Genomic DNA, 21,404 nt, shown 5'->3' with positions numbered 1-21,404 from the left:
CGACGGCGAGACGGTGGCCGAGGCGTTTTACCTCGCCAATAAAGACGAGATGGAGCGTGGCGCGCAAACAAGCTGGGCGGCTCGCGGCGTGTTGGCGCTGATGAAAATCCGCGCCCGCGACGGTCATGCGACATTTGACAGCGAGTATCAAAACGACCCGGTCAGTGGCGAAGATGCGCCGTTTGCCGAAAACATCAAATACTGGTCGGAGTTGCCGGACGATTTGGTGTACTACGGCGCACTCGACCCGTCATTGGGTAAAGCGGGCGCGGGGCGCGACCCGTCGGCGATTTTGGTCGGCGGTTATCAGAAATCAACAGGCCGTCTGTTCGTAACCGTTGCCCAAGTAAAAAAACGCCTGCCCGATTTGATTATTGAGGACGTGATCCGCATCCAAAAAGAGGCGCGGGTCAAGCCTGTTTTGTGGGTGGTGGAGACGGTGCAATTCCAAGAGTTTCTCAAGGATGAGCTGATTAAGCGCGGGGCGCGGTCGGGTGTGCATATCCCCGTGCGCGGTATCAAGCCGTCATCGGACAAGATGTTGCGGATTGAGACTTTGCAGCCACACATGGCAAACGGGTTGATTTTGCTCAAACCCGACCAAAAGACCTTAATCAGCCAGTTGCGCCACTTCCCAAAAGCCGACCACGACGATGGACCCGATGCGCTTCATATGCTGTGGATGGCGGCAACAACGGGCAATGTGTCAAACAGAGCACGTGCGATTGATTTACCTGCGCCGATGTTGGAAATGTGATTTTAAGGTCGTCTGAAACCGTTTTCAGACGGCCTTTCGGAGTAAGAAATATGTTCGGATTGATTAAAAGCGCAACGCGGAAAACCGCCATCAAGACATTGACGAGCGCGACCGAAGATGCGCTGGAAAGCCTGTTTTCCAATATGGAGGGCACGGACGCGCTGCTTTCGCGTCTCGGCGTGGACAGACAGCAGGCGTTGGATGCGGTGTCGGGCGACGATGAGGTGGCTGCCTGTTTGGAGGATTTGCATTCCGCCATGCAGAACAAGGCGTGGCGCATTTATGGCGAGGACTTGAGCGACGAAGACAAAGACCGTCTATGGAAAACGCTTAAACGCCACCTGCCCGCGCTTGCCGAAATCGTCCTGACGGCGCGTCTGGGCGGCTATGGTGTCGGTCGGTACGTTTATCAGCCCGAACCCGACGGCTTTTTGACGATTAAGCATATCAGCAACAAAAGCGGCGAATTGGCGAAATACGTTCCCTACCGCGACGGTTCGCTGGTGTATCGCGGCAGCGGCGGTGAGGAAGCCTGCAATACGGACGTGCTGTATCTCTTTATTACCCACCGCGCCACTTCAACCAATCCTGCGGGCGAAATGGCGGCGGCGCGGCTGTATGCGCCGGTTGCGTTGCGTAAAAAAGGCTTTATTTATGCGGCACAATTCATCACGCGCTACGCCCAGCCGTATTTGATTGCCAAAATCCAAGCCAACAGCAACGACGACCACGACAGTTTCATGAGCCGTTTTTACCGTTTTGTGAGCGGCGGCGCATTGAGCATCGAACGCGAAGACGATGTGATGATGCTGCAAAACAGCGCGGACGGTCAGGCATTCCGCCGATTGGAAAACCTCGCCAATGTGCGCATCCAAAAAACGCTGTTGGGCAAGGTCAAAACCAGCGACCTTGAGACCGCCAGCCGCGCCAGTCAGGAAACCGAAGAAAACAACCGCGACGAGCGTATCGGCGCGTATCTCGCTCTGCTCTCCCGCGCTGCACAGCACTTTATCGACGCGCTTGTGATGGTCAACAACGCCTACGGCAAGCCGATTAATGCGCCCAAAGGCGTATGGTTTGAGTTTGAAGACGAAATCAAGGTTGATAAAACCCGAGCCGAACGCGACAAGATGTATATGGATACGGGGCAGCTCGTGTTGACCGAAACCTACTATCGCGACATCTTGGGCTTTGAGCCGGAACATTTCGAGCTGCGCGACCCGAAAGCGTCGTCTGAAAACCCTGCGCCCGCCAAATTCAGCCTGCGCCTGTCTGACGGCCTTGCCCATAATGCGCCCGATACGGCGGAGCAGGCAATCGCCCGACCGAAAATGGAGGCGGTGTTGGGTTTACTGGAAAGCTGCAAAGACTACGCCGAATTTGAGGCGAAGCTGTCCGAACTTGATTTGAGCAAGGGCGACAATCTCTTGATCCAGCGTTTGGTTTCAGACGGCCTTTCGGCTTGGGTTGACGGAGCAGGCGATGGACGGGATTGAATACAACTTCGCGGGGCTGGTCGATAAATCCGCTTTCGAGCATTTCAAGGCTAAGAAAATCCTGCCCGGGTTTTCGCATTACGACGTATGGCTGTATCAGCACAGCCTCGCGTTTACCGTCGCCAAGATGATGGACGCGGATATGCTCGCCGAAGTCAAAGATGCCATCGAATCCGCGCAGCAAAACGGCACGGCATTCGCCGATTTTAAAAAGCGTTTAAAACCGTATTTGATGGCGAAAGGCTGGTGGGGCGAGCAAGTAATGACCGACCCGCTGGACGGCGAACCGAAATTGGTACAGCTTGGCAGTACACGTCGTCTGAAAACCATCTTTAATACCAATATGCAAACCGCCTTTGCGGCGGGGCAGTGGCAACGGATACAGGCAAACAAAAAAGCCCTGCCGTATTTGCGCTACAACCATTCCGCCGCCGGGCATCCGCGCGACAGCCATAAACGCTACTCCGGGCTGATTTTGCCCGTCGAACACGACATCTGGAAAGTCATCTTCCCGCCCAACGGCTATGGCTGCAAATGCTCGGTTTCCGCGCTGACCCGTCGGCAGGCGGAACGCGAGGGCATCAGCGGCGAGCCTGATGTGGATATGGTCGAGTTTACCAATCCGCGCACAGGTCAAACGGTATTGATTCCCGACGACATCACGCCGAGCTTTGCACACAATCACGGCGACCGATTGGGCGCAATGGACGCGCTGTTTGGCGAGCGAAACGGCGAAGAGGCACTGGCCGCCATGATTGCCGAGCGCGAAGCGTGGCTGGACAAGCGGTACAGCGTGCCGTCTGATAAAGTAGCGGTGTTGGCTTTGTCGGATAAGGTGTCGGAGAAGGAAGTAAAACGGTTGGCGGCAAAAGCATCAGGCGGCAACAATATTTCTGTTTATGAAGCCGAAGCCGCGGCAGCTTGGCAGCAGGCAACCGGAGACAGGCTGGAGGTGTTTGATTTGGGTGAAACGGATGGCAGGAAACCTGCAGATTATTTGATTTCCGATCCGAATCTGCCGAAAGAAAAGTGGCTGCGTTTGGATTTCATGTATGTTACAGAGCCGTTTAAGCTTGAAAAGATGAATCATTATTTTCAGAAAACGGACGAAATCTGGAGCGGACAGATGAAAACCATCCAAGAGCATTTGCAGAAAGCTGATATTGTACCGCTTGATTTTTCGGCGTTAAATCTGACGAATCGACATCGGGTGCTTCAGTATGTGCTATCATTACCCGAAGTACAAAGGAATAAAATCAGAATTTTAGTGAAGGAATCAAAATGAGTACGCCTAGCGGAATGACAATCCGTGCAATCAAACAGGATGATGATGTATACCATTGGGCCGAAGTGGAGATGAACAAAGGAGCGTGTGCGGATTTGTTCGCTTATATGACCCCTGCCATGTATGAAATTGCGCCGGAATATGCGGAAGAATTTGAATACAGTAATTGGGAAGTTTTTTCTATCCATGCCGCGCCGGAAAAATATTATCGTGCTATTTATAATCTCATTATGCAGGGTGCCGACCGGCTGGAATCCGTGAAGCCGTTTAAAGCGGCTTTAAAAACCGCCCTGGAAGCCGATCCGAGATTTAAACCTGTATAACCCGAAGGCCGTCTGAAACCGATTCAGACGGCCTTTTTCATAAACGCTCAAATTCCACGTTTAAGCGCGTTTTATCGGTCAGGATAGGCAAAGATATGTCCGAGAGTTTAAATGCAATCTGACGCAGCCCTAAAAGCCCCCTGAAAACGTTTTTTTAAACCGCTGCCGTCTGCGTTTTTGGATATGCCCCAAATTTGCGATTTTAGGCGGGTCGGATGCCGAAGATAGACAAACCCCCGTCAGAATCTCGAAAATCAATCTAACGCGATTCTAAAGCGGTTTTAAAGTGGGTATTTTCATATTTTACGCATGAGGATTTTCAAAGGTCGTCTGAAACCTGATATTCGGGTTTTGGGCGGCTTTTGCATTTGGATTGGGAAGTGAAATCCTGCCGTCCGTCTTTTTGAACTTGGCAAGGCAAAATGGAGCAATGGATACGAACAACACCCCCCTCAAAATCAAATTGTCCGCCGCGCTGCCGGTTGCCCTGGCGACCGGTGCCGACAAGGTGCGTACTTTTAAAGGCGTTGCCAATTCGGGCAAGCCGTTCGGCTACGGCGGTTATCAGACAGTCGTCGATTTGGCCCAGCTGTCGCACAAAGCGTCCGTCCCCGTCTTGTTGGAACATTCCCCCGTCAAGATGGCGGGCGTGTGCAGCCTGTCTGTAACGGCGGATGGCCTGATTGCGGAAGGCAGTCTGTTGTCCAACGAGTTTGGCACGCAGATTGCCGAAGCCGCCGACCAAGGTTTTCCGTGGGAAATGTCGGTTTACGCGCAGGCGGAATCCTACGAGGAGCTGGCGGCGGGCGCAGTATTGTCCGTCAACGGCAACGAGGTAACCGGGCCGGCCGTCATCCTGCGTCGTTGTGCGATACGCGAAGTATCGTTTACCGCCGTCGGCGTAGATGGCGAGACGGAAGCGGTGGTGTTGTCGGACGGCAGCCCCTTGCCGGATATTTTTAAACAACCTTTGGAGTTATCTATGACACCCGAAGAAAAGCAAGCGTTTGACAACCTGAAAGCGGAAGTCGATACGCTCAAGGCTGAAAAAGCCGAAGCCGAGAAAAAGCTGAAAGAAGCCGAAGCGGCTGCCAAGAAAAACCAAGTCAAGGCGAAATTGTCCGCCGCCGGCTTCAAGGAAGGCGAAGACGGCAAGTTTGAAGGCTTGTCCGACGCAACCATGACCGTACTTTTGTCTGCCGATATCGAAGCGGCGGAAGCCATGATTGCCGATTTGACGCCGAAAGCCACCCCGTCTGCCGTACCGGCCGCGCTGTTGAGCGAAGGCGCAGGCAAAGGCGAATCCGAACACACCGGCGAGGCGGAGGGCAAGTTTTCCGTAGCCAGCCACAAAGGCTTATTGGGAGGCGCTTATGTCTAAAGCCAAAACCGAAATCCTCGGCCCTGTTGTCTCCGATTTTTTGAAATACGAAGCAACGCCGTTGACGCGTGTGGCTGTTGCTGCGGATGCCGGTACTAAAGCGGGTAGTTTTGTGACGTATCCGCTACGCAAGAAAAAACTTGTTGCTTTAACAGATGAGGCTGATGGGAAAGTTATTGTTCAACCTTTCAATTGCATCATCGAGTGTAAGGATATTCTTATCCAAGCTAAGGCAGCATTCGGGTCCGACGCGGATATGAAAAAAGAAGGCGACGCGTATGGGATTGTTTACGTCAACCTACCGAAATTCGGTGCATCTGACGTTTAATTATTTGAAATAAGGAAAAAATATGCCTTTATCCGATAACAGCAAGTTTGGCGTGCAGGCTTTGACCACTGCCGTCAACAAAATCGACCCGGGCGCAAGCCAAATCCGCGAGCTGGGTATTTTCGAACCCGAATACCTGACCACCACTTATGCCGACATTGAGTTCCAAGACGGCAAAGTCAGCTTGGTTGCCAGCAAAGAGCGCGGCACGGCCGGTCAGGCAGTGGATAGCCCGAAACGCAAAATTCACACCGTCAAAATCCCACACCTGCCGGTTAACGACGTTATCCGCGCGGACGATGTACAAAACCTGCGTGCTTTCGGCACGACCCAAGCCGCAACCGTCATGGACAAGGTCAACGAAAAGCTGGCCGGTGGCAAATCCGACCTCGAATACACACGCGAGCATCTGATGCTCGGCGCGTTGCAAGGCAAGATTTTGGATGCGGACGGCAGCGTGATTTTGGACATTAACACCGATTTCGGCGTTACACGCAAAACGCAAAACATCGAATTGTCGAAAGACACGACCAAAGTCGGCGCGGTATTGGACAAACTCTTGTCCGAACAACGCCAAAAATTCAACGGTGCGCAAGTGCGCGGCTGGGTTGTCTATTGCGGCATGGAGTTTTTAAGTGCGCTCAAAGAGCATAAGTCCATCTTCGAAGTGTACAAACGCTACGATGAGGCACGCGCCTACCGCGAGGGCGATACGCTCAATCCGACCGAATTTATCCACAAAGGCATCCGCTTTATCGAATACGCCAACCACTTCGGCAGCGACGCCGACATCGGTGCGGACAAAGCCATTCTGCTGCCGGTCGGCCGTAATCTCTACAAAGAGTATTTCGCGCCCGCCGATATGTCCGCGACCGTCAACACTCGCGCCCTGCCGTATTACGCCAGCCGCGAGAAATTGCAGCATGACAAAGGCTGGAGCCTGCATATGCAGTCCAATCCATTGCCGATTGCACTGCGCCCCGAGTTGTTGGCAACGCTGACCATGTCTTAAACGGATTTCAGACGGCCTTTAAGGCAACAAAAAGGCCGTCTGAAAACGGAGGACGGCATGATTACCATCCAAGACATGATTACCCGCTTCGGCGAGCAGGAAATGGCGGAACGGTCGAATCATGAGAACTACGAGACAATAGACGAAGCGGTGATGGCGGCGGCAATTGCCGATGCGGAAGAAGAAGCGGCAAGCTACCTTCGGGCGGCGAAACTGTTTTTTACCAACGACACCGCGCCGCAGGTTTTGAAAATCAAAGTCTGCGACATTGCCCGCTACTACCTCTACGACGATGCGGTAACAGGCATTGTGGAGGAGCGTTATCAGTCGGCAATCGCCTGGCTGAAGATGGTCGTCAAAAATCCGAATATGCTGGACGATAGCCGCGTATCGGATGACCGCAGACCGTCAACGTGTGCCGTTTATGTCAATGCCGAACCCGATTTGCGGGAATGGCTGAAGGAGTAAGCGATGCGGATTACGGTATCACACGACTTATCGCGTATCGCCCAAAGCCTGAACCGCCTGTCGGGCAGGTTGAACGGCAGCCTTGAAGAGCCTTTGCGCGCTATCGGCGGCATCCTCGAATTTTCGACCCGCCGCCGTATCGCCGAAACCAAAACCGCGCCCGACGGCAAACGCTGGGCGGACGTATCCCCCGCTACGGCACAAGCCAAAAACGGACGCGGCGGGATTTTGGTGGACCACGGCAACCTCTTGGCAAGCATTACGCACGAGGCATCGGCAAAAAGCGTGATTACCGGCTCGGTAATGGGCTACTCGGTTTATGTGCAGGAAGGCACGAAAACCATGCCGGCGCGTCCGTTTTTGGGCTTGTCTTCGCAAGATTATCAGGACATCGACGAATTGATGTCCGATTGGCTGGAAGGATTGATTGTCTGATATGGCTTTAAAACAGCATGAAAACTTATTGGCGGTCTATCCCGAAATCCTAGGCCGTCTGAAAACCGTCAAAGGCATTAAGGCGGTCAAGGAGATCGGCGAACTTGCCGAGCTGCTCGCCCAAGGCACGGCGAAACGCAAAGCCGCCCCGCTGGACGGCGCGGTCTATGTCGTTTACGGCGGCTCAACCTTTGCCGACGAAGCGAAAAACGGCAAATTCCTCAAATCGACGCTGCACTTTACCTTCGCCCTCGCGCGAAGCTACACCGCCAACGGCAAATCCACGCTGTACGAGGTCGGCGAGACCCTGACGGCAATCCAACAGGCGTTTTCAGGCTGGGATGCGGGCGACGAATATGCCGTTACCCCCTTCCGCCGCATCGCCTCGCCATCCATCGAATACAACGACGGCTTTGCCTTTTACCCTATTTCATTCGCCTGCGACACCGTGCAGGCGGCAAACTAAAGGAGCTGCCACATGGCAAAACAAAACGACCACGGCTTAATCTTTGAGGGCGACGTTAAGGTGCGCAACCTCAATCAAAAAGGCTCTGGCTTTATCGAAATCGGCAATACCACTGCCCTGACCACGCAAACCAGCGTGGAAACCAAAGAGCGCGTATCCAAGCAAAAAGGCACTTACGGCAGCGCACTTGACAGCCTGAAAACCGTCAAGCCCACCGAAATCGGCCTGAAACTCGACACCTTCGACAAAGACAACCTCGCGCTTGCCCTGATGGGCGAAGCCGCCGTCATCGCGGCTACGGCGCAGACCGTTACCGGCGAGACCGTGACCATCGGCAAAAAAGGCATGGCGTACAAGCTGGCAAACGGCAATATCGATCCGGCTACCGTCAAAGTCAAAAACAAGTCAAACGCCAATGTCGATGCCAAGCATTTGGACATCAATGCCACCTTGGGCATGATTACCATCCTGCCGGTCGCAGATACTGTCAACGACGGCGAAAACATCACCGTCGACTACAAAACCCGCGATTCCGGCGGCTATAAAGTCTCTGCCGCGACCTTGTCTAAATTGGACTTGGAAATCTACGTCGACGGCCGCAACCGCGTTACCGGCGAGACCGGCATCCTGCATATCCCCCATGCCGTACTGGCGGCGGACGGCAGTATCGACTGGTTCGGCGACGACTTCAACGAAGCCGAATTTAAAGGCACGGCGGTATTGGCTTCGGGCGAGACCTCGACCTATTCCTTCACGTCGTACAACAACTAAAGATTCGGTAATAAACAAAGGCCGTCTGAAACTGGCTTCTGCGTGTAGGCGCAGCGGCGGCAGGTTTCAGACGGCCTTTTTTAAACGGGTTTTAAAACAGGATTAAATCATGGCGAATATTCAGGCAGGTTTAGAGATTAAGGCAGGCGTGTCCGGCGTTGAAAATATCGACGCGCTGGCGCAGTCCATCGAGGCGGCGGGCATAGATACGGGCAAGCTGACCACCGAAGCGAAAGAGCTGGGCGCAACGCTGGCTAAAGCACAAGCGCAACAGGCGGCAATTGCAGAATATAAGGCGTTGTCGGCGGAATTGGACAATACCGCTAAAGAAATGCGTGCACTGGACGAGCTGACCGCGACGTTGGAGAAATCCATGCGCGGCGGCGGTACGCAGCAACAGCAGGCCGATTTGGCAAAACTGCGTGCCGAATCCGAACGCCTGGCAAAAAGCGAAACCGAGCTAACGGGCAAGCTGTATGCCGCCCGCGATGCGATGTCGGTGTCGGGCGTGTCCGTCAAAAATCTTGCCGCCGAAGAGGCGCGCCTGTCGTCCGAATCTGCCGCCGCAACAGCGCAGCTAGACCGCCTGACCGCCGAAGCGCAAACCCTAAAAGCCATTGCTGATGCAAAAATCCAGCTTGGCATCGATACCGACGACAAAGCACGGCAGGAAATCCAAAAGACCAAAGACGCCTACGAATTGCTTAAAAACAGCGGCACACTCTCGCATGAAGAATTAGCCCGGGCGGCGCAGTTGCAGGAAGGCAAGGTGCGCGAACTTGAAGCCAGCCTGAAAGGTGTGAAGCCGTCTATTGCCGAGGTTGCTTCGGAGATTCAGGGCTTGGTCGGCGGTGCGGGCGGCTTGGCGTTTGCCACCCGCGAGGCAATGAAGTTCGAAACCGCTATGGCGGGCGTGAAAAAAGTCGCCGAAGGCACGGACGAGCAGTACGCCCAACTTTCAGACGAGCTGAAGAAAATGGGCGCGGAATTGGGCATTTCCGCCGCCGAAATGGCGGATCTTGCCGCAGCGGGCGGACAGCTCGGCATCCCGATTGAGAAGTTGTCGGAATTTACCGCCATCGCGTCCAAGATGTCGGTTGCCTTCGGCATGACCGCTGAAGAGGCAGGCAATGCCGCCGCGACGATTGCCAACGTGTTCCAACTCCCAATCGGCGAAGTGGAAAAGCTCGGCGATGCCATCAACGTTTTGGGCAACAATACCGCCGCACGAGAAAAAGACATTGTCGCCGCAATGGCGCGTATCGGCGGTACGGCCAAGCAGTTCGGACTGGCCGCCGACGAAGCTGCCGCGCTTGCCGACGCATTTATCGCCTTGGGCAAACCGCCCGAAGTGGCGGCGACCGCCATCAATGCTATGCTGCAAAAATTGCAAACCGCGCAAAGCCAGGGCAAAGGATTTCAGGCGGCCTTGGAAGGCATCGGTACGTCTGCCGACGAGATGGCAGCCAATATCGCCGCCAATCCGCAGCAGGCTTTAACGGAATTCTTGCACAAACTCGAAGGCTTGGACAAACAAAGCCGCGCCCTAATGCTCTCGCAACTCTTCGGCACGGAATACAGCGACGACATTGCCCTCTTGGTCGGCTCGCTGGGCGAATACGAAAAGGCTTTAGGTTTGGTCGCTGACAAGGGGCAAGTCGTTGGCGCGATGCAAAAAGAGGTGGCAAACGCCATGTCCACCAGCGAGGCGCAAATCAACAAAGCCAAGCAGGAAATCATCAACGTTGCCATCGAGGTCGGCGAAAAGCTGCTGCCTTTGGTGTCTCTATTGGCGAGTACGGCCGGCAGTGTGGCAAGCGCAATCGGAGCGATTACCGAAGAGTTTCCAGGTTTGACGCAACTTGCCACGCTGTTTGCAGCAGGCGCAGTTGCAGTCAAGGCTTATGAGGCGGCTGTCCGCCTGACTGGTGGTGCGGTATCAGCATCATTTGCGACCCAGCGTGTCGGAATTGAAGCAACCAAAGCATCCATCCTGTCGACCACTGTCGCTGCACGAGAGCTGGGCATCGCACTCAAATCCGCTGCTGCCGGTAACGGTTTCGGCAATGGTGCGGCGGCTGCAGGAGCGTTGGCTCAAAATCTCAAGACGGCGGCATCCAATGCCGGATTACTGTTTGCGGCTTTTGAGGTCGGCCGTGGTGTGGGCGGCTGGCTGCGCGAAAACACGGATTTAGCAAAAATTTTCGGCGATAACCTCGCCCGTATTCCTGCTATTTTGGATAGCCTGTTTACCACCGGCGGTCTCGACAAGTATCACGAGTTTTTTAAAACCGAAGCCCAAATTAAGCGTGAGTTGGAGATAGCGGATAAAAAAGCCCAGGAAGCTGCCGAAAAAGCCGCCGCCGCCAAGAAAAAAGCTGCCGAAGAAGAGGCAGCCGCCGTCAAAGCCCTGCAAGCCGAATATCGTGCGTCTGCAACAGAGTTGTCAGCGTTGGAACACAGTATGGCCGCCTTGCGTGCCGACGGTCGTGAAACCAGCGACTTTTACAGCGAATTGGCAATCAAGCTGGAAAACGTGCGTACCAAAACCGCCGAACTGAAAGCCGAACTTGACAAAAAAAACGTCAAAATCAGCGCAGATACAGGCGAGCTTGCCGCAGCACAAAAAGCCCTTGAGGCTTTGGGTTTGACGGCGGAAGAAGTAACCACCGGCATGAGCAAAAAGGCGGCGGAAGGTATTGCCAATTTTTCGCGTGTTGCCTCTCAGTTTGGTAATGATGCCGAGCAGATGGGCCGAGTGTTTCAAGCCGCGCTCAAGCAGATGGACAGCAAAGAATCAACCGATGCTCTTTTGGCCGAATTGGAAAAGGTAGGCAAGCAATCCGGGCTGACGGCCGAAGAAATTAAGAAAATCGGAGATACGGCAAGGGAGTCGACTGACAAGGTTGCCGACGCCTTCGCCAAACTCGGCGTGGACAGCAAGGCCGTGATGACGGGAATCAGCAGTGATGCGCGGCAGGCATTTGCTGATTTTCAGACGGCCTCGACAGAAGCGGCGGCGGCCGGCCAAAAAGATGCCAAGCTGATACAGGCAGCCTTTGAGGCTATGATGGGCAAACTTAAAAGCAAAGAGGAATTTGCCGAGTTTCAACACCAGCTCAAAGCCAGCGGCGACGCGGCACTGTTGACGCAGGAGCAGCTTGCCCGGTTGGGCGACGCGGCGTCGGGCGGTGCGGAAAAAGCCAAAGCCGCTTATCAAGGGCTGAACGATACTGCCGCTAAAACAGGCGAAGCCGCGAAAGCCGCGCATGACAAAGGCTCGCAAGCGGCGGAAAACCATGCCCAATCGGTCAGAAAAGTGGCGACAGCCAACAAAGAAGCGGCAGCGGAGGCAGACAATGCAGCCAAAGCGGCGGCAAATGCATCTAAATCGTTTAGCGACTACGGCTACCGCCTGACGCAAACGGCAGGATTTTACAAGCTAAATAATGAGCAGCTGGATTTGATGAATCGGAAGTTCTCCGGCATTAAGCTGGGCATGGAGGCCACATTCCGAGCCGCACAAATGAAGGACTATACGCAGCAGCTGTATGGCGCAAACGCCGCCATGCAACGGCTGAACGAAGCGGCGGCCAAGGGTGCACTTACTCAAGATGTCCTGAATGATGCGGCCAGTGCAGCTTCTCGCGCTGCCGACAAGTTGGGTAACACTGAGCTGACCAAATTTCGCAATGCGATATCCGATGCCCAACGCCGGCTGAATGCCCTGCGCCAAGAAGCGCATGATGCAACCCGCGCGCTTGAGGCCGAGCTTGCCGAGCTTAATGGCAATACGGAGGCGGTTTATTCTTTACAGCAAGAAAGAAAAATCCGCGAGCTGAAGCAAAAACTCGATAACGCCAACCGCCTCAAACAAACCGACGTTGCACGCGAATATCAGCGTCAAATTGAGTTGACGCAGCAAATCTACGACCGCCAACGCAACAAACGCGCCGAATCTGCCGCGCAAGAGCGAGTCCGCAACCAAGGTTCGCAGGGCAGCAGCAATGCCGCCCAACGGTTGCAACAAATCGGCAATACGCAGGTTAATATCGACCCGGAAAAGCTTAACCAAATTTTGGCGCAACGCGACCAGGCGGTTGCCGAAAAAGCTGTTAACGGTTTTATGGACAGTTTGCACGCATCCCTGAAACGCGCAACATAGTTTCAGAGGGGTTGTACCCATCTGAATGCAACCATGCCAAGCCCCGATATTCGGGGCTTTTGTTTTAATAGGGTTTTGAGAAAAATACGCAAAGGCCGTCTGAAATGGCAAATCAAGAATGGACACTGAAGCGAAAAGACAACGGCGTGGCTGTACATCTGCCGCAGGATATGCGCTGGGACGATGAATTTGAATGGAGCAAGGTAGCTCAGGCCGCTCCGCAGCGCACCTTGTCGGGCGGATTGGTCATCCAACAAGGCATTAAGGCTAACGGTCGTCCGATTACGCTGTCGGGCGATTGGGTGTGGCTTGATTTGAGTATCTTGCGTACGTTGCGCGATTGGACGGACGTCCCCGAGTTGGAAATGACGCTGACTCATTACGACGGCCGCGAATTTAATGTCATTTGGCGTACCCACAACGCGGCTTTGAACAATGTCGAGCCGGTGCATTACTCAACGCCGGAAACGGATAGCGAGCGATACACCGCCCAGCTCTGCCTGATGACGTTTTAATTTCGTCTGAAAGTAGGTTTAAACAGGATTTAAAAAGGTTTCAAAATGGAAAAAACAACGCGCCTGACGCAGCAGGATTTGCAGATTTACCCCAGCCAGCGCATGACCGATACGCCTGACGGCGGCGGTTTGATGGTCGGCCAGCCGCTGACGGGCGAGGATAACGAGATTTTTCCGCCTGTCTCGGACGTTGACCGCACGATGGGCAGCCTGGACGCGCGTCTGCTGTACCCTGCTGTTTTGCGTAACGACTCCGAGCCGCTTTACGGCGGTCATTTCGTCATTACCGAGCCACCGACCTCTGAAAACGTGTCTTTCTTGGCATTTAAGGCGCGCAACTACGGCGAGAGCCGCGCGGATATTATGCCGCGCATTGAGGCGTATTCTGTGCCGACGGTGGAGAGCCGCATGACGTTATTGGGTCGCCATTTGGCAGGTGTACGTCTCGTGCAGGCGTATCAGCGCGTAGAGGCTCCTTTGCCGAAGGTCGGCGAGCGTTATTGTCTGCAATATGAGGATAAAACTGAAAATATGACGCGCCGTATCACAGAGTATTTCCGCATTATCAACATCGAAGACGAGGTGCGCATTTTCGAGATTCCAAAATCAAACGGCGAGGTCGAAGAAGTGCCGCGCCGTGTAGTCAAAATGGAAATCAGCAATCCGTTGACCCGAGATTTTGATGGTGTCGATTATCCGGTTAAGGGGTATGCCGCGCCTAAAGTTAAAATTTTGGAAACTCAAGTGGCAGATTCCGCGGCTTATTATGGCGTAAAACCTGTATCAGACGGCCTTTCGGCAGGAGATGCCGCGCTGATGGTGTCAAGCATTTATGAAAAGCTTGTACCGACTTCGACAGTCGAGACACCTTATGCGGATGAATACCCGGTTCCCGGGGAAGCATGGGTCGCTGCTGCGCCGGAAAAACAGCTTTTTGCGGGGCATGTCGATAGTGGAACCTTAACTTTGCCTTCGGCTGTTTTACCCGGCAGTATCAAGATTGGGAACTACACAGACAATGGCTTCGGTCAACTTAAAAGCGGGGACAATATCGTCAATGCCGATTACGCTCATGGGCGTCTGAGTGGTTTGCCGACAGGTTATTACACGGTAACTGCGGTTCCGGGTGCTAAATCGTCATCAGCGCGATATGCTTTTGCGGTAGAAATTAAAGAAACCAATCACGGTACATCATTTGCCCCTCTGCTTAGACCTAATCCTGCTTTGGGTAGTTTAAAAGTGTCTTTTATGGCTTTGGGAGTTTGGTATGTTTTGACAGATACAGGCGACGGCGTATTACGGGATGAGGCCGGTAAAAGTGTAGGTACGGTGTCGTCTGCAACAGGCAGTGTATTGCTTAATCTACCGTCTCTTCCGGATGTTGGCAGCCGCTTGGTGTTCCAATGGGGAGACTCCTCTGGTTTTACGTCTTTTGATGGCGGAAAGACGGGCGGAAATAATCTGCCCAAAGCGGCAAACGGGGAGTGCACTTATTCCCTGGGACATTCAATTAAACCGGGAACGCTGGTGCTTACTTGGCAAAATAACGGTAAGAAAAGAGCGCAAGACGATGGCGCAGGAAAATTAACAGGTGATGCAACTGGCAACGTGGATTATTTGAACGGCACGATTAAATTGCCGGCTTATATTGACTCTACTTCAGTTGATTATGTTTGTGATGAGCCTGATCGTATTCAAGTTGGCCTTGCTGATGGTCTTGGCTTGACCGCAGAGGAAAAAGGAGAGGTGTGGAATATCACACTAGGTACGGCAGTACCGGATTGGCGCACTGTTTCTTTAACGGCTTTGGGAAGCTTTGAAGAATATACAAGTACAACTGTTTCAAACAGTTATTCTGGTTATGCGGCAGCATTGGGATAGGATAAGTAATGGGAATCAAAACTGGTTCAGGCGGCTTTAAAATTGTATTGTCCGCCAACCCTGCGAAAAATGGCGAGTTCACAATCGGCGGTCGAAAAGTCGAGGGTGTGAGTGGTGTAGGTTCGACAATGATCGTACCTAAAACGGTGTTACAGGTTGCCGGTCAAGAAAGACGGATAGTCGAAGGAAATATTTTGGGTACAAAATATAAGTACCTAGAATTGCTTGAGGCCAAAACAATAAACCGTTATGGAAAAATAGTCAGTTGGTATGCAGATTACCTGACTAGTGATCCAGCTTCAGTAAAAAAACGTCGTGGCAGCTTGAACGGCGGCTTGTTATTTAATGTTTTGAGCGACTTTGATCAGGGAAGCATCTGTGTTTTTGATACCTGGTCATTTCATGACGGCGAGACAGAGATTGTCGAGCGAGGCGGTACGCTTTATAAGAATTGGAATGCAGTAGGAGGTTCGGGCGATGCAGTCGGTACGTTGACTGCTGACGGTAAAGTCATTATCAATGACCGTAGTATTGCCTTCCTGAATCTTAAAATCACAGGCGGTATCGTACGTCAGCCACAGATCAAGGGTTATGGCTATGCAGGCCGCACACCTGCCGCACCGGTCAAGCCTGAAAGCTTTACCGTTTACGCGGGGAATGGCGAAATTGTCGGCAGAAGCAACGCCGCCGGGGAAATTACCGGCGGTATTACGGGAAAAATCGACTACGAGACAGGTTTCTACGAAATTAAGCGCGATGAGGGTTTCTACCCCGAAGATTTACGCTACAACGCCGTGACACAAGACAACCTGCCTTTGGATTCGTCGATTATCGGCATTGATGCCGTGCGCCTGCCTGCCGACGGACGTGTCCCCGTGTTTAGGAAAGGCGATATGATCGTGATTTCAAACCGGCTCAAGCAGGATTTGGGCAGCGCGTTTACCGCCGCTCAAAAAATAACGCTCAACCGTCAAAATATCGACCGCCTCTGCTTGGTCGACAGTAAGGGCAAACACGTCCTCGCCGAGAAATACACGGCAGACCTCAAGGCGGGCAGCATTACCTTTGCCGAGCCGTTGGACTTGTCGCAATATACCCTGCCGCTGACTGCCGTTTGTGCATGGGAAGAGGAAAACCGTGTGACCGGCGTCGATATTTCAGGCCGTCTGAAACTCCAGTTTGCGATTGGGCGCAATTATCCGAAGGAGCATACATTTGTGTCTTCCGCCCTGATCGGCGGCGATTTGCTGGTGCGCGCTACCGAGCCGTTTTCGCAACAGGCATGGGACAATGTGTGGAGTGACGCGCAACGCGGGGAACCTATTTTGGCGCGTACCAATGTCAAAGACTACCCGATTAAGTTGGCCAGCAACGGCGCGATTACCGAGCGCTGGCTGATTAAATTCATTACTGCAACCCAATTTGAGCTTTACGGCGAGCGGCTGGGCTTGGTCGCTCAAAGCGATACCTTGACCGATCTTGCGCCGACCAATCCGGCAACCGGCAAGCCTTATTTCACGCTAAAGGCGGCCGCATTCGGCGGCGGCTGGTCGGTACAGAACTGTATCCGCTTCAATACTTACGGCACGCCGTTGCCCGTTTGGATTTTGCGCAGTGTCCAGCCTTCGCCGGACAAGCAAAACGGCCGCGATGGTTTTACCGCGTGTTTGCGCGGCAATACGGTGGCCGAATAAAAGATAAGGCCGTCTGAATAGCACTTTCAGAGGGCCTTTAAGTAAAATGGTTAATTAATTTGCATTTATACCTTTTATCTGTAAAACTAACCTTTTAATCTTTATTCAAATAGTGAAAGGAAGCGAGAAAATGGGGAAAGGCATGAAAATCCTGATGGTGGTTGTGGCAATATTAATGGCAGCCGCTGTTAGTCGGGCTTATATGAATAATCAGAAAAAAGAGATGATTAAGAAAGAGTATGAAGCAAAGATTGCAGCAGAAAATGAAGCGAAGCGGCAAGAGGAGGTGAAAAAAGAGATGCTGCGATTGAAATCAGAAAAGGAAGAGGCCGAATTATTGGAGCGTGCAAAAGAGGCTGTTAGAAATATGATGAAAGACCCTGATTCTGTGAAATTTAAAGATTTGATTGCAGGTCAAGTCAGCAAGGATAAGAAAAAGCATGTGTGCGGCATGGTCAATAGCAAAAATTCAATGGGCGGTTATGTCGGTTACAAAGGATTTGTTTATATTGATGGCGAGAAATATGCGGTTCTTCAGGAGGACAGTATTGGCAATGAGGTTTTTGAGATGGCCTGTAATAAAAAATAAGCGAATCATCGCTCTGAGTGCAACTATGCCAAGCCCCGATTTTCGGGGCTTTTGTTTTAATGGGGTTTTAAATTATTGAAGTAAAAAGAAAGGCCGTCTGAAATGTTTGATACGCAACGTGTGCCGGTAAAGGTTTACCGCTGGGATGACGAGGGTGCGCCGCAGGTTGAATCGGTGGCAGGCAGCATTAAAACGATTTTAAAAGCCTGCCTGGTTACCGGTTATGGCGAGGGCAATAAGCGCAAGGACGGGCTGGGCTGGGAAATGGCGTTTGAAAAGACGCAAGAAGCCTGTTTCCGCAGTATGCACCCGAAGGCGACAAAGTGGTGGCTGGGGGTGGATGACTCAAAATATGGAAACCGTGCAAGATACGTTGATTTATGCGGTCTTTTGGAGCCGAAATCGGCAAAGGCGGGGAAAGTCAAACAAAAGGTTAACAACAGCAGTGGATTTCACAATTTCATCTACAAAAAAGACGACAGTAACCGGGATAAGATCCAATGGGTTGTGGTCGGAAATGAGCGCGCATTTACTTTAATTATTTTATGGCAGGATTATTGCTCGTTTTTTATTTTTGGCAATTTCTCCAGTCTCGCCGTGGCTGACGCCGCGAATACCCTGCTTGGATATGCGTCAGATGTAGATGAAAATTTTGTTTTTGGCAGTGGCAATGAAGTTGTTATTTTTGTGGTGCCGATGCGTGATTATAAGGGAGATGCTCCTTATCCTATGAGTCTTATAAGTAAAGTAGATGGTAATTATGGTAGCTATCCTAATCCTATTACAGGTGGTTTCATAGCAGATGATATTTATCTAAAAGAATTAATTGGTAGTGATGAATATGCCATTCGCGGATTACTACCTGGCTTTATGAAAATTGGCGAAACGATGCCCGCAGGAGACGTTATTTCGATGGGAACGGTTTACGACAATTTAGACGATAGCGAAGACAGATTTATGTATATCAATACAATTGGCGGGGGCTCTTTTTTGGTAAACCTCACGGCCTGGGAGCTGTAAGTCATGCCGAATTATGTTTTCCGCAGCCGTCTTGCCGTTAAACGTGGCAAGCTGCGCGGCAAAAACGTCAATCGCATTGGGCGAAGCCGTGCTGTCAAATCGCTGCACTGGAAATACGGCGGCCACGGCTATATCGCCGGCGAAGGTACGGGCATTGTTACGGTGGGCGGTCAGCCGGCTTCGCGCCGTATTTATCTGTTTGTCCGGCCTAATATGTACTGCATCGCCGATACTTGGAGCGCGGAAGACGGCAGCTACCGCTTTGACCGGCTCAAGGAAGACGAGGAGTATTTGATGGTGGCGACGGATTATAAAAAGCAATACGAGCCTGTTTCTTATGATTTTATTAAGCCTTATGTCGAGCGTGACGGCGGCGGTTGAGGCCGTCTGAAATGTCCGAAGACAAAATTTATGCTGATTCGTCGCGTATCCCTTTGCCTTTCGGTTTGGCGATTGGCTCCCGTCCGTCGTCCAGGCTCTTGCCGTTGGCGTTCAGACGGCCTTTACGCCATATTGAGGATGGCGGCGAGATTATTCCCGATACGCCGCCCAAGCCTAATCCGTACCGCCCTCCAGATGGTTATGCGACTGTTTCAGGGGCGTGGGGCTTTGTGCAGCAGGCGGTGTCAACGCAGGCAGTGTGCGCGGCCGGTCGTTATGATTTGGGTGACATGGCTGTCCAAGTGTCGGGGATAACGGCGGAGGCTATCGGGGAGGCGGTTTGTTTTCAGACGGCCTTTTCGGATATGCCTGAATTGGAGAGCTGCCTGCATGAAACGGTCGGCTTGTCTGACTGGGTTGCCGGGTGTATGCAGGCGGTACAGGCCGGAATGGATGGTCTGGATGGCTGTTTGCATGATGCTTTCCCCGATGATTTGTTCTTAAGTGGCTGTAATGCGGATCAATCGTCGGCGGGTCTTGGCGAGGCTTTGGCAGCATGTTCGGAGAGTGTGTTTTCCGATGACGCGCCGGTTGGTGATTGTTTGGTGTCGGATGTGCGCGAGGCGGCGGTATTGGCACGATGTGCGCATCCGCAAAGCCTTCCTGCTTTGGCTGTGCCTTGCGAGTATTATGAGATTCCGGTTGAGCCGGAGCCTGTGCCTGAAACTTATGTTTGCGGTATCCGCCCGCCTTCAAACCGACTGAACCTGCGGTTTTACCGCAAAAAGATTGCACACGATGCGCGCCATATTCCGCTGCCGTTTGCTTGTTTTGATACGGTAAGCACTCCTGTTTTAGACGGATATATCATGCAAAATATTATTAAGGCTACGGTTGACGGCCAGCCGATTGGGCTGTTTTCTGCGTCCTTTACGACGGACACTGCCGGTTATTGTTGGCAAGGCAGTTTGACGGTTTCGCCCGATGATTTCGCCAAGATTAATCCTGATGCCCGACCGAAAGGCCGGGAAGCCGAAATCGAGGTGCAAATCAATGCGGATACTTTTGTCATCATCGCGGAAGATTACAGCGACAACCGCCGCTTCGGGCAAAAGAGCTATACGGTAACCGGCCGCAGTGTTACCGCCCGTTTGGGCGCGGACTATGCGCCTAAAGGCCGTGGTACATACCGCAATCCGATTTATGCGCAACAAATCGCAACGGAGGTTTTACGCCCGACAGGCGTGGATTTGGACGGCTGGACGATGGTTGATTGGTTGATTCCGGGAGATGTGTATTCGTTGACCGATAAAACGCCGATTGCTGTTTTGCAAGAGCTGGCTCAAGCCGCAGGGGGATTTGTGGAGAGCGACCGCGCCCGACCTGTTGTCCGCTTTAAGCCTAAATGGAAAAAGGCTTCTTGGGAGGTTTCCGATGCGCCTGCCGATGTCAGTGTCCCTGTCAGCGTGATTTTCAGCATCAGCGGCCAGCGCAATGTATCGGAGCGTGCCAATGGGGTTTATGTTTGGCCGAGCCATAACAAGGGCAAAGGCGCGGATGTGTACCGCAACGGCAGCAACCGCGAGCCGCGTGCCTCCGCGCTGACCAATACGCTTTATACCGACCAGCCGGTCTTGCTTGCCGCCGGTATCGCCGCTTTAAGCGAGACTGGCGTTCATAAACGCGAAACGGTGTCTTTGCCGGTATCGGATAAATACGCCGTTCCTATGGCGAATTTAGGCGAGATTTGGCAAATCAATGAGCCTACGGGGAGCTGGCAAGGCGTGGTGGTTGGTGTGTCGGTCGAAGTCAAAATCGAAAACGACGCCCCTGTCGTTACTCAAAATGTAACGATAGACCGCTATTTTGACGAATGATTAAAGCTGGTTTAAAGATGCTTTAAAGGCCGTCTGAAAGCCATGTTCAGACGGCCTTTTATATTTTTGTTGAGGATAACAAAATGACTAATCTGTATCAAAACCTGACGGCACTGCTCAAGCGCGAACAGCGCGGCATTGCCAAAATAACGGGCGATTTGGGCGGCGGCTCATGGGCGGCGCAAACGCAAAGCGGCGGCAATCTTGTTTTAAGCGGGCAAGCCGCTTTAAATCAGCGCGTGTTTTATGATGTCTTGAGCAACCGTATCCTTGGTCAGGCTCCCAATACGACTGTTTTAGAGCTGGGCGTATAAGGATAAGTGCAGTACAGCCAGGCGTTGCTTTCGTATAACGTCATAAAATAATTATGCGCCGAACGTATCATCGCAAAAGCGAAAGAGTTACGCTATTTGTAGGCAAATATAAATAAAAGGCCGTCTGAATAAGGCGGCCTTGGGGAGGATTTTAAATATAAGTGGGACGGCGACGTAACAGTGCGGCAACACTGTTACGCCAGCCAAGCAGAGTATGCCTGCATTGACTTCTAAGGCCGCCTTAGT

20 protein-coding genes are annotated in these 21,404 nt (G+C 52.6%); all 20 read left to right on the top strand.

Features of this window, described 5'->3' with window-relative positions:
- A partial coding sequence (gene terL / locus HMPREF2696_RS06010; protein ID WP_168162672.1) for a phage terminase large subunit occupies positions 1 to 757 on the top strand: 757 nt, incomplete at its 5' end.
- A 50-nt stretch (positions 758 to 807) separates the two neighbouring features.
- Complete coding sequence (locus tag HMPREF2696_RS06005; RefSeq protein WP_049344573.1) at positions 808 to 2,253, top strand: phage portal protein family protein; 1,446 nt, start codon at positions 808 to 810, stop codon at positions 2,251 to 2,253.
- Positions 2,240 to 3,538 carry a phage minor head protein gene (locus HMPREF2696_RS06000; protein WP_070588096.1) on the top strand — a complete coding sequence of 433 codons (1,299 nt, stop codon included), beginning with the start codon at positions 2,240 to 2,242 and terminating at the stop codon, positions 3,536 to 3,538. The genes HMPREF2696_RS06005 and HMPREF2696_RS06000 overlap by 14 nt, the downstream gene beginning before the upstream one ends.
- Entirely contained in the window at positions 3,535 to 3,861 is a 327-nt protein-coding gene (locus tag HMPREF2696_RS05995; protein WP_049344576.1) for a hypothetical protein, read from the top strand. The genes HMPREF2696_RS06000 and HMPREF2696_RS05995 overlap by 4 nt, the downstream gene beginning before the upstream one ends.
- Before the next feature lie 430 nt (positions 3,862 to 4,291).
- Positions 4,292 to 5,242, top strand: a complete 951-nt coding sequence (locus tag HMPREF2696_RS05990) for a hypothetical protein (protein ID WP_070588093.1) — start codon at positions 4,292 to 4,294, stop codon at positions 5,240 to 5,242.
- Complete coding sequence (locus tag HMPREF2696_RS05985) at positions 5,235 to 5,570, top strand: hypothetical protein (RefSeq protein WP_049344580.1); 336 nt, start codon at positions 5,235 to 5,237, stop codon at positions 5,568 to 5,570. Before HMPREF2696_RS05990 ends, HMPREF2696_RS05985 begins: the two co-directional genes overlap by 8 nt.
- Before the next feature lie 22 nt (positions 5,571 to 5,592).
- On the top strand, positions 5,593 to 6,582 hold the full coding sequence (locus HMPREF2696_RS05980; RefSeq protein ID WP_049344582.1) for a major capsid protein: 990 nt from the start codon (positions 5,593 to 5,595) through the stop codon (positions 6,580 to 6,582).
- A 57-nt stretch (positions 6,583 to 6,639) separates the two neighbouring features.
- The gene (locus tag HMPREF2696_RS05975; protein ID WP_049344583.1) at positions 6,640 to 7,050 is read left to right on the top strand and encodes a phage protein Gp36 family protein; all 411 of its coding nucleotides are present in this window, start codon (positions 6,640 to 6,642) and stop codon (positions 7,048 to 7,050) included.
- Positions 7,051 to 7,053: 3 nt separating this feature from the next.
- Positions 7,054 to 7,485, top strand: a complete 432-nt coding sequence (locus HMPREF2696_RS05970; RefSeq protein ID WP_049344585.1) for a phage virion morphogenesis protein — start codon at positions 7,054 to 7,056, stop codon at positions 7,483 to 7,485.
- Between the two features lies 1 nt (position 7,486).
- Positions 7,487 to 7,951, top strand: coding sequence for a phage tail terminator protein (locus HMPREF2696_RS05965; RefSeq protein ID WP_049344587.1), 465 nt, complete (start codon positions 7,487 to 7,489; stop codon positions 7,949 to 7,951).
- A 12-nt stretch (positions 7,952 to 7,963) separates the two neighbouring features.
- Positions 7,964 to 8,722, top strand: a complete 759-nt coding sequence (locus HMPREF2696_RS05960) for a phage tail tube protein (RefSeq protein ID WP_049344588.1) — start codon at positions 7,964 to 7,966, stop codon at positions 8,720 to 8,722.
- A gap of 109 nt (positions 8,723 to 8,831) precedes the next feature.
- A complete protein-coding gene (locus HMPREF2696_RS05955) occupies positions 8,832 to 12,887 on the top strand; it encodes a phage tail tape measure protein (RefSeq protein ID WP_049344590.1) in 4,056 nt (1,351 codons plus the stop codon).
- Positions 12,888 to 12,991: 104 nt separating this feature from the next.
- On the top strand, positions 12,992 to 13,402 hold the full coding sequence (locus HMPREF2696_RS05950; RefSeq protein WP_049344592.1) for a hypothetical protein: 411 nt from the start codon (positions 12,992 to 12,994) through the stop codon (positions 13,400 to 13,402).
- Positions 13,403 to 13,447: 45 nt separating this feature from the next.
- Positions 13,448 to 15,283 carry a hypothetical protein gene (locus HMPREF2696_RS05945; RefSeq protein WP_239665353.1) on the top strand — a complete coding sequence of 612 codons (1,836 nt, stop codon included), beginning with the start codon at positions 13,448 to 13,450 and terminating at the stop codon, positions 15,281 to 15,283.
- A gap of 8 nt (positions 15,284 to 15,291) precedes the next feature.
- The gene (locus tag HMPREF2696_RS05940; protein ID WP_049344594.1) at positions 15,292 to 16,977 is read left to right on the top strand and encodes a hypothetical protein; all 1,686 of its coding nucleotides are present in this window, start codon (positions 15,292 to 15,294) and stop codon (positions 16,975 to 16,977) included.
- A 130-nt stretch (positions 16,978 to 17,107) separates the two neighbouring features.
- Positions 17,108 to 17,566 carry a hypothetical protein gene (locus tag HMPREF2696_RS05935; RefSeq protein ID WP_049344596.1) on the top strand — a complete coding sequence of 153 codons (459 nt, stop codon included), beginning with the start codon at positions 17,108 to 17,110 and terminating at the stop codon, positions 17,564 to 17,566.
- Positions 17,567 to 17,668: 102 nt separating this feature from the next.
- Positions 17,669 to 18,586: a hypothetical protein gene (locus tag HMPREF2696_RS05930; protein WP_049344597.1), complete on the top strand. Its 918-nt coding sequence runs from the start codon at positions 17,669 to 17,671 to the stop codon at positions 18,584 to 18,586.
- Between the two features lie 3 nt (positions 18,587 to 18,589).
- Positions 18,590 to 18,967: a hypothetical protein gene (locus HMPREF2696_RS05925; protein ID WP_049344599.1), complete on the top strand. Its 378-nt coding sequence runs from the start codon at positions 18,590 to 18,592 to the stop codon at positions 18,965 to 18,967.
- A gap of 11 nt (positions 18,968 to 18,978) precedes the next feature.
- Positions 18,979 to 20,844: a hypothetical protein gene (locus tag HMPREF2696_RS05920; RefSeq protein WP_049344601.1), complete on the top strand. Its 1,866-nt coding sequence runs from the start codon at positions 18,979 to 18,981 to the stop codon at positions 20,842 to 20,844.
- An 83-nt stretch (positions 20,845 to 20,927) separates the two neighbouring features.
- Positions 20,928 to 21,158 carry a hypothetical protein gene (locus HMPREF2696_RS05915; RefSeq protein ID WP_049344603.1) on the top strand — a complete coding sequence of 77 codons (231 nt, stop codon included), beginning with the start codon at positions 20,928 to 20,930 and terminating at the stop codon, positions 21,156 to 21,158.
- Positions 21,159 to 21,404: the final 246 nt, after the last annotated feature.

Source organism: Neisseria sp. HMSC058F07, assembly GCF_001810035.1.
Taxonomy (GTDB): domain Bacteria; phylum Pseudomonadota; class Gammaproteobacteria; order Burkholderiales; family Neisseriaceae; genus Neisseria; species Neisseria perflava.
The sequence above is the reverse complement of the archived record's forward strand: the minus strand, read 5'-3'. Positions and strand labels throughout refer to the sequence as shown.

Excerpts from the sequence above, each read along its gene's own strand:
- HMPREF2696_RS06005 (WP_049344573.1), top strand. The coding sequence starts at position 808 with ATGTTCGGATTGATTAAAAGCGCAACGCGGAAAACCGCCATCAAGACA.
- HMPREF2696_RS06000 (WP_070588096.1), top strand. The coding sequence starts at position 2,240 with ATGGACGGGATTGAATACAACTTCGCGGGGCTGGTCGATAAATCCGCT.
- HMPREF2696_RS05995 (WP_049344576.1), top strand. The coding sequence starts at position 3,535 with ATGAGTACGCCTAGCGGAATGACAATCCGTGCAATCAAACAGGATGAT.
- HMPREF2696_RS05990 (WP_070588093.1), top strand. The coding sequence starts at position 4,292 with ATGGATACGAACAACACCCCCCTCAAAATCAAATTGTCCGCCGCGCTG.
- HMPREF2696_RS05985 (WP_049344580.1), top strand. The coding sequence starts at position 5,235 with ATGTCTAAAGCCAAAACCGAAATCCTCGGCCCTGTTGTCTCCGATTTT.
- HMPREF2696_RS05980 (WP_049344582.1), top strand. The coding sequence starts at position 5,593 with ATGCCTTTATCCGATAACAGCAAGTTTGGCGTGCAGGCTTTGACCACT.
- HMPREF2696_RS05975 (WP_049344583.1), top strand. The coding sequence starts at position 6,640 with ATGATTACCATCCAAGACATGATTACCCGCTTCGGCGAGCAGGAAATG.
- HMPREF2696_RS05970 (WP_049344585.1), top strand. The coding sequence starts at position 7,054 with ATGCGGATTACGGTATCACACGACTTATCGCGTATCGCCCAAAGCCTG.
- HMPREF2696_RS05965 (WP_049344587.1), top strand. The coding sequence starts at position 7,487 with ATGGCTTTAAAACAGCATGAAAACTTATTGGCGGTCTATCCCGAAATC.
- HMPREF2696_RS05960 (WP_049344588.1), top strand. The coding sequence starts at position 7,964 with ATGGCAAAACAAAACGACCACGGCTTAATCTTTGAGGGCGACGTTAAG.
- HMPREF2696_RS05955 (WP_049344590.1), top strand. The coding sequence starts at position 8,832 with ATGGCGAATATTCAGGCAGGTTTAGAGATTAAGGCAGGCGTGTCCGGC.
- HMPREF2696_RS05950 (WP_049344592.1), top strand. The coding sequence starts at position 12,992 with ATGGCAAATCAAGAATGGACACTGAAGCGAAAAGACAACGGCGTGGCT.
- HMPREF2696_RS05945 (WP_239665353.1), top strand. The coding sequence starts at position 13,448 with ATGGAAAAAACAACGCGCCTGACGCAGCAGGATTTGCAGATTTACCCC.
- HMPREF2696_RS05940 (WP_049344594.1), top strand. The coding sequence starts at position 15,292 with ATGGGAATCAAAACTGGTTCAGGCGGCTTTAAAATTGTATTGTCCGCC.
- HMPREF2696_RS05935 (WP_049344596.1), top strand. The coding sequence starts at position 17,108 with ATGGGGAAAGGCATGAAAATCCTGATGGTGGTTGTGGCAATATTAATG.
- HMPREF2696_RS05930 (WP_049344597.1), top strand. The coding sequence starts at position 17,669 with ATGTTTGATACGCAACGTGTGCCGGTAAAGGTTTACCGCTGGGATGAC.
- HMPREF2696_RS05925 (WP_049344599.1), top strand. The coding sequence starts at position 18,590 with ATGCCGAATTATGTTTTCCGCAGCCGTCTTGCCGTTAAACGTGGCAAG.
- HMPREF2696_RS05920 (WP_049344601.1), top strand. The coding sequence starts at position 18,979 with ATGTCCGAAGACAAAATTTATGCTGATTCGTCGCGTATCCCTTTGCCT.
- HMPREF2696_RS05915 (WP_049344603.1), top strand. The coding sequence starts at position 20,928 with ATGACTAATCTGTATCAAAACCTGACGGCACTGCTCAAGCGCGAACAG.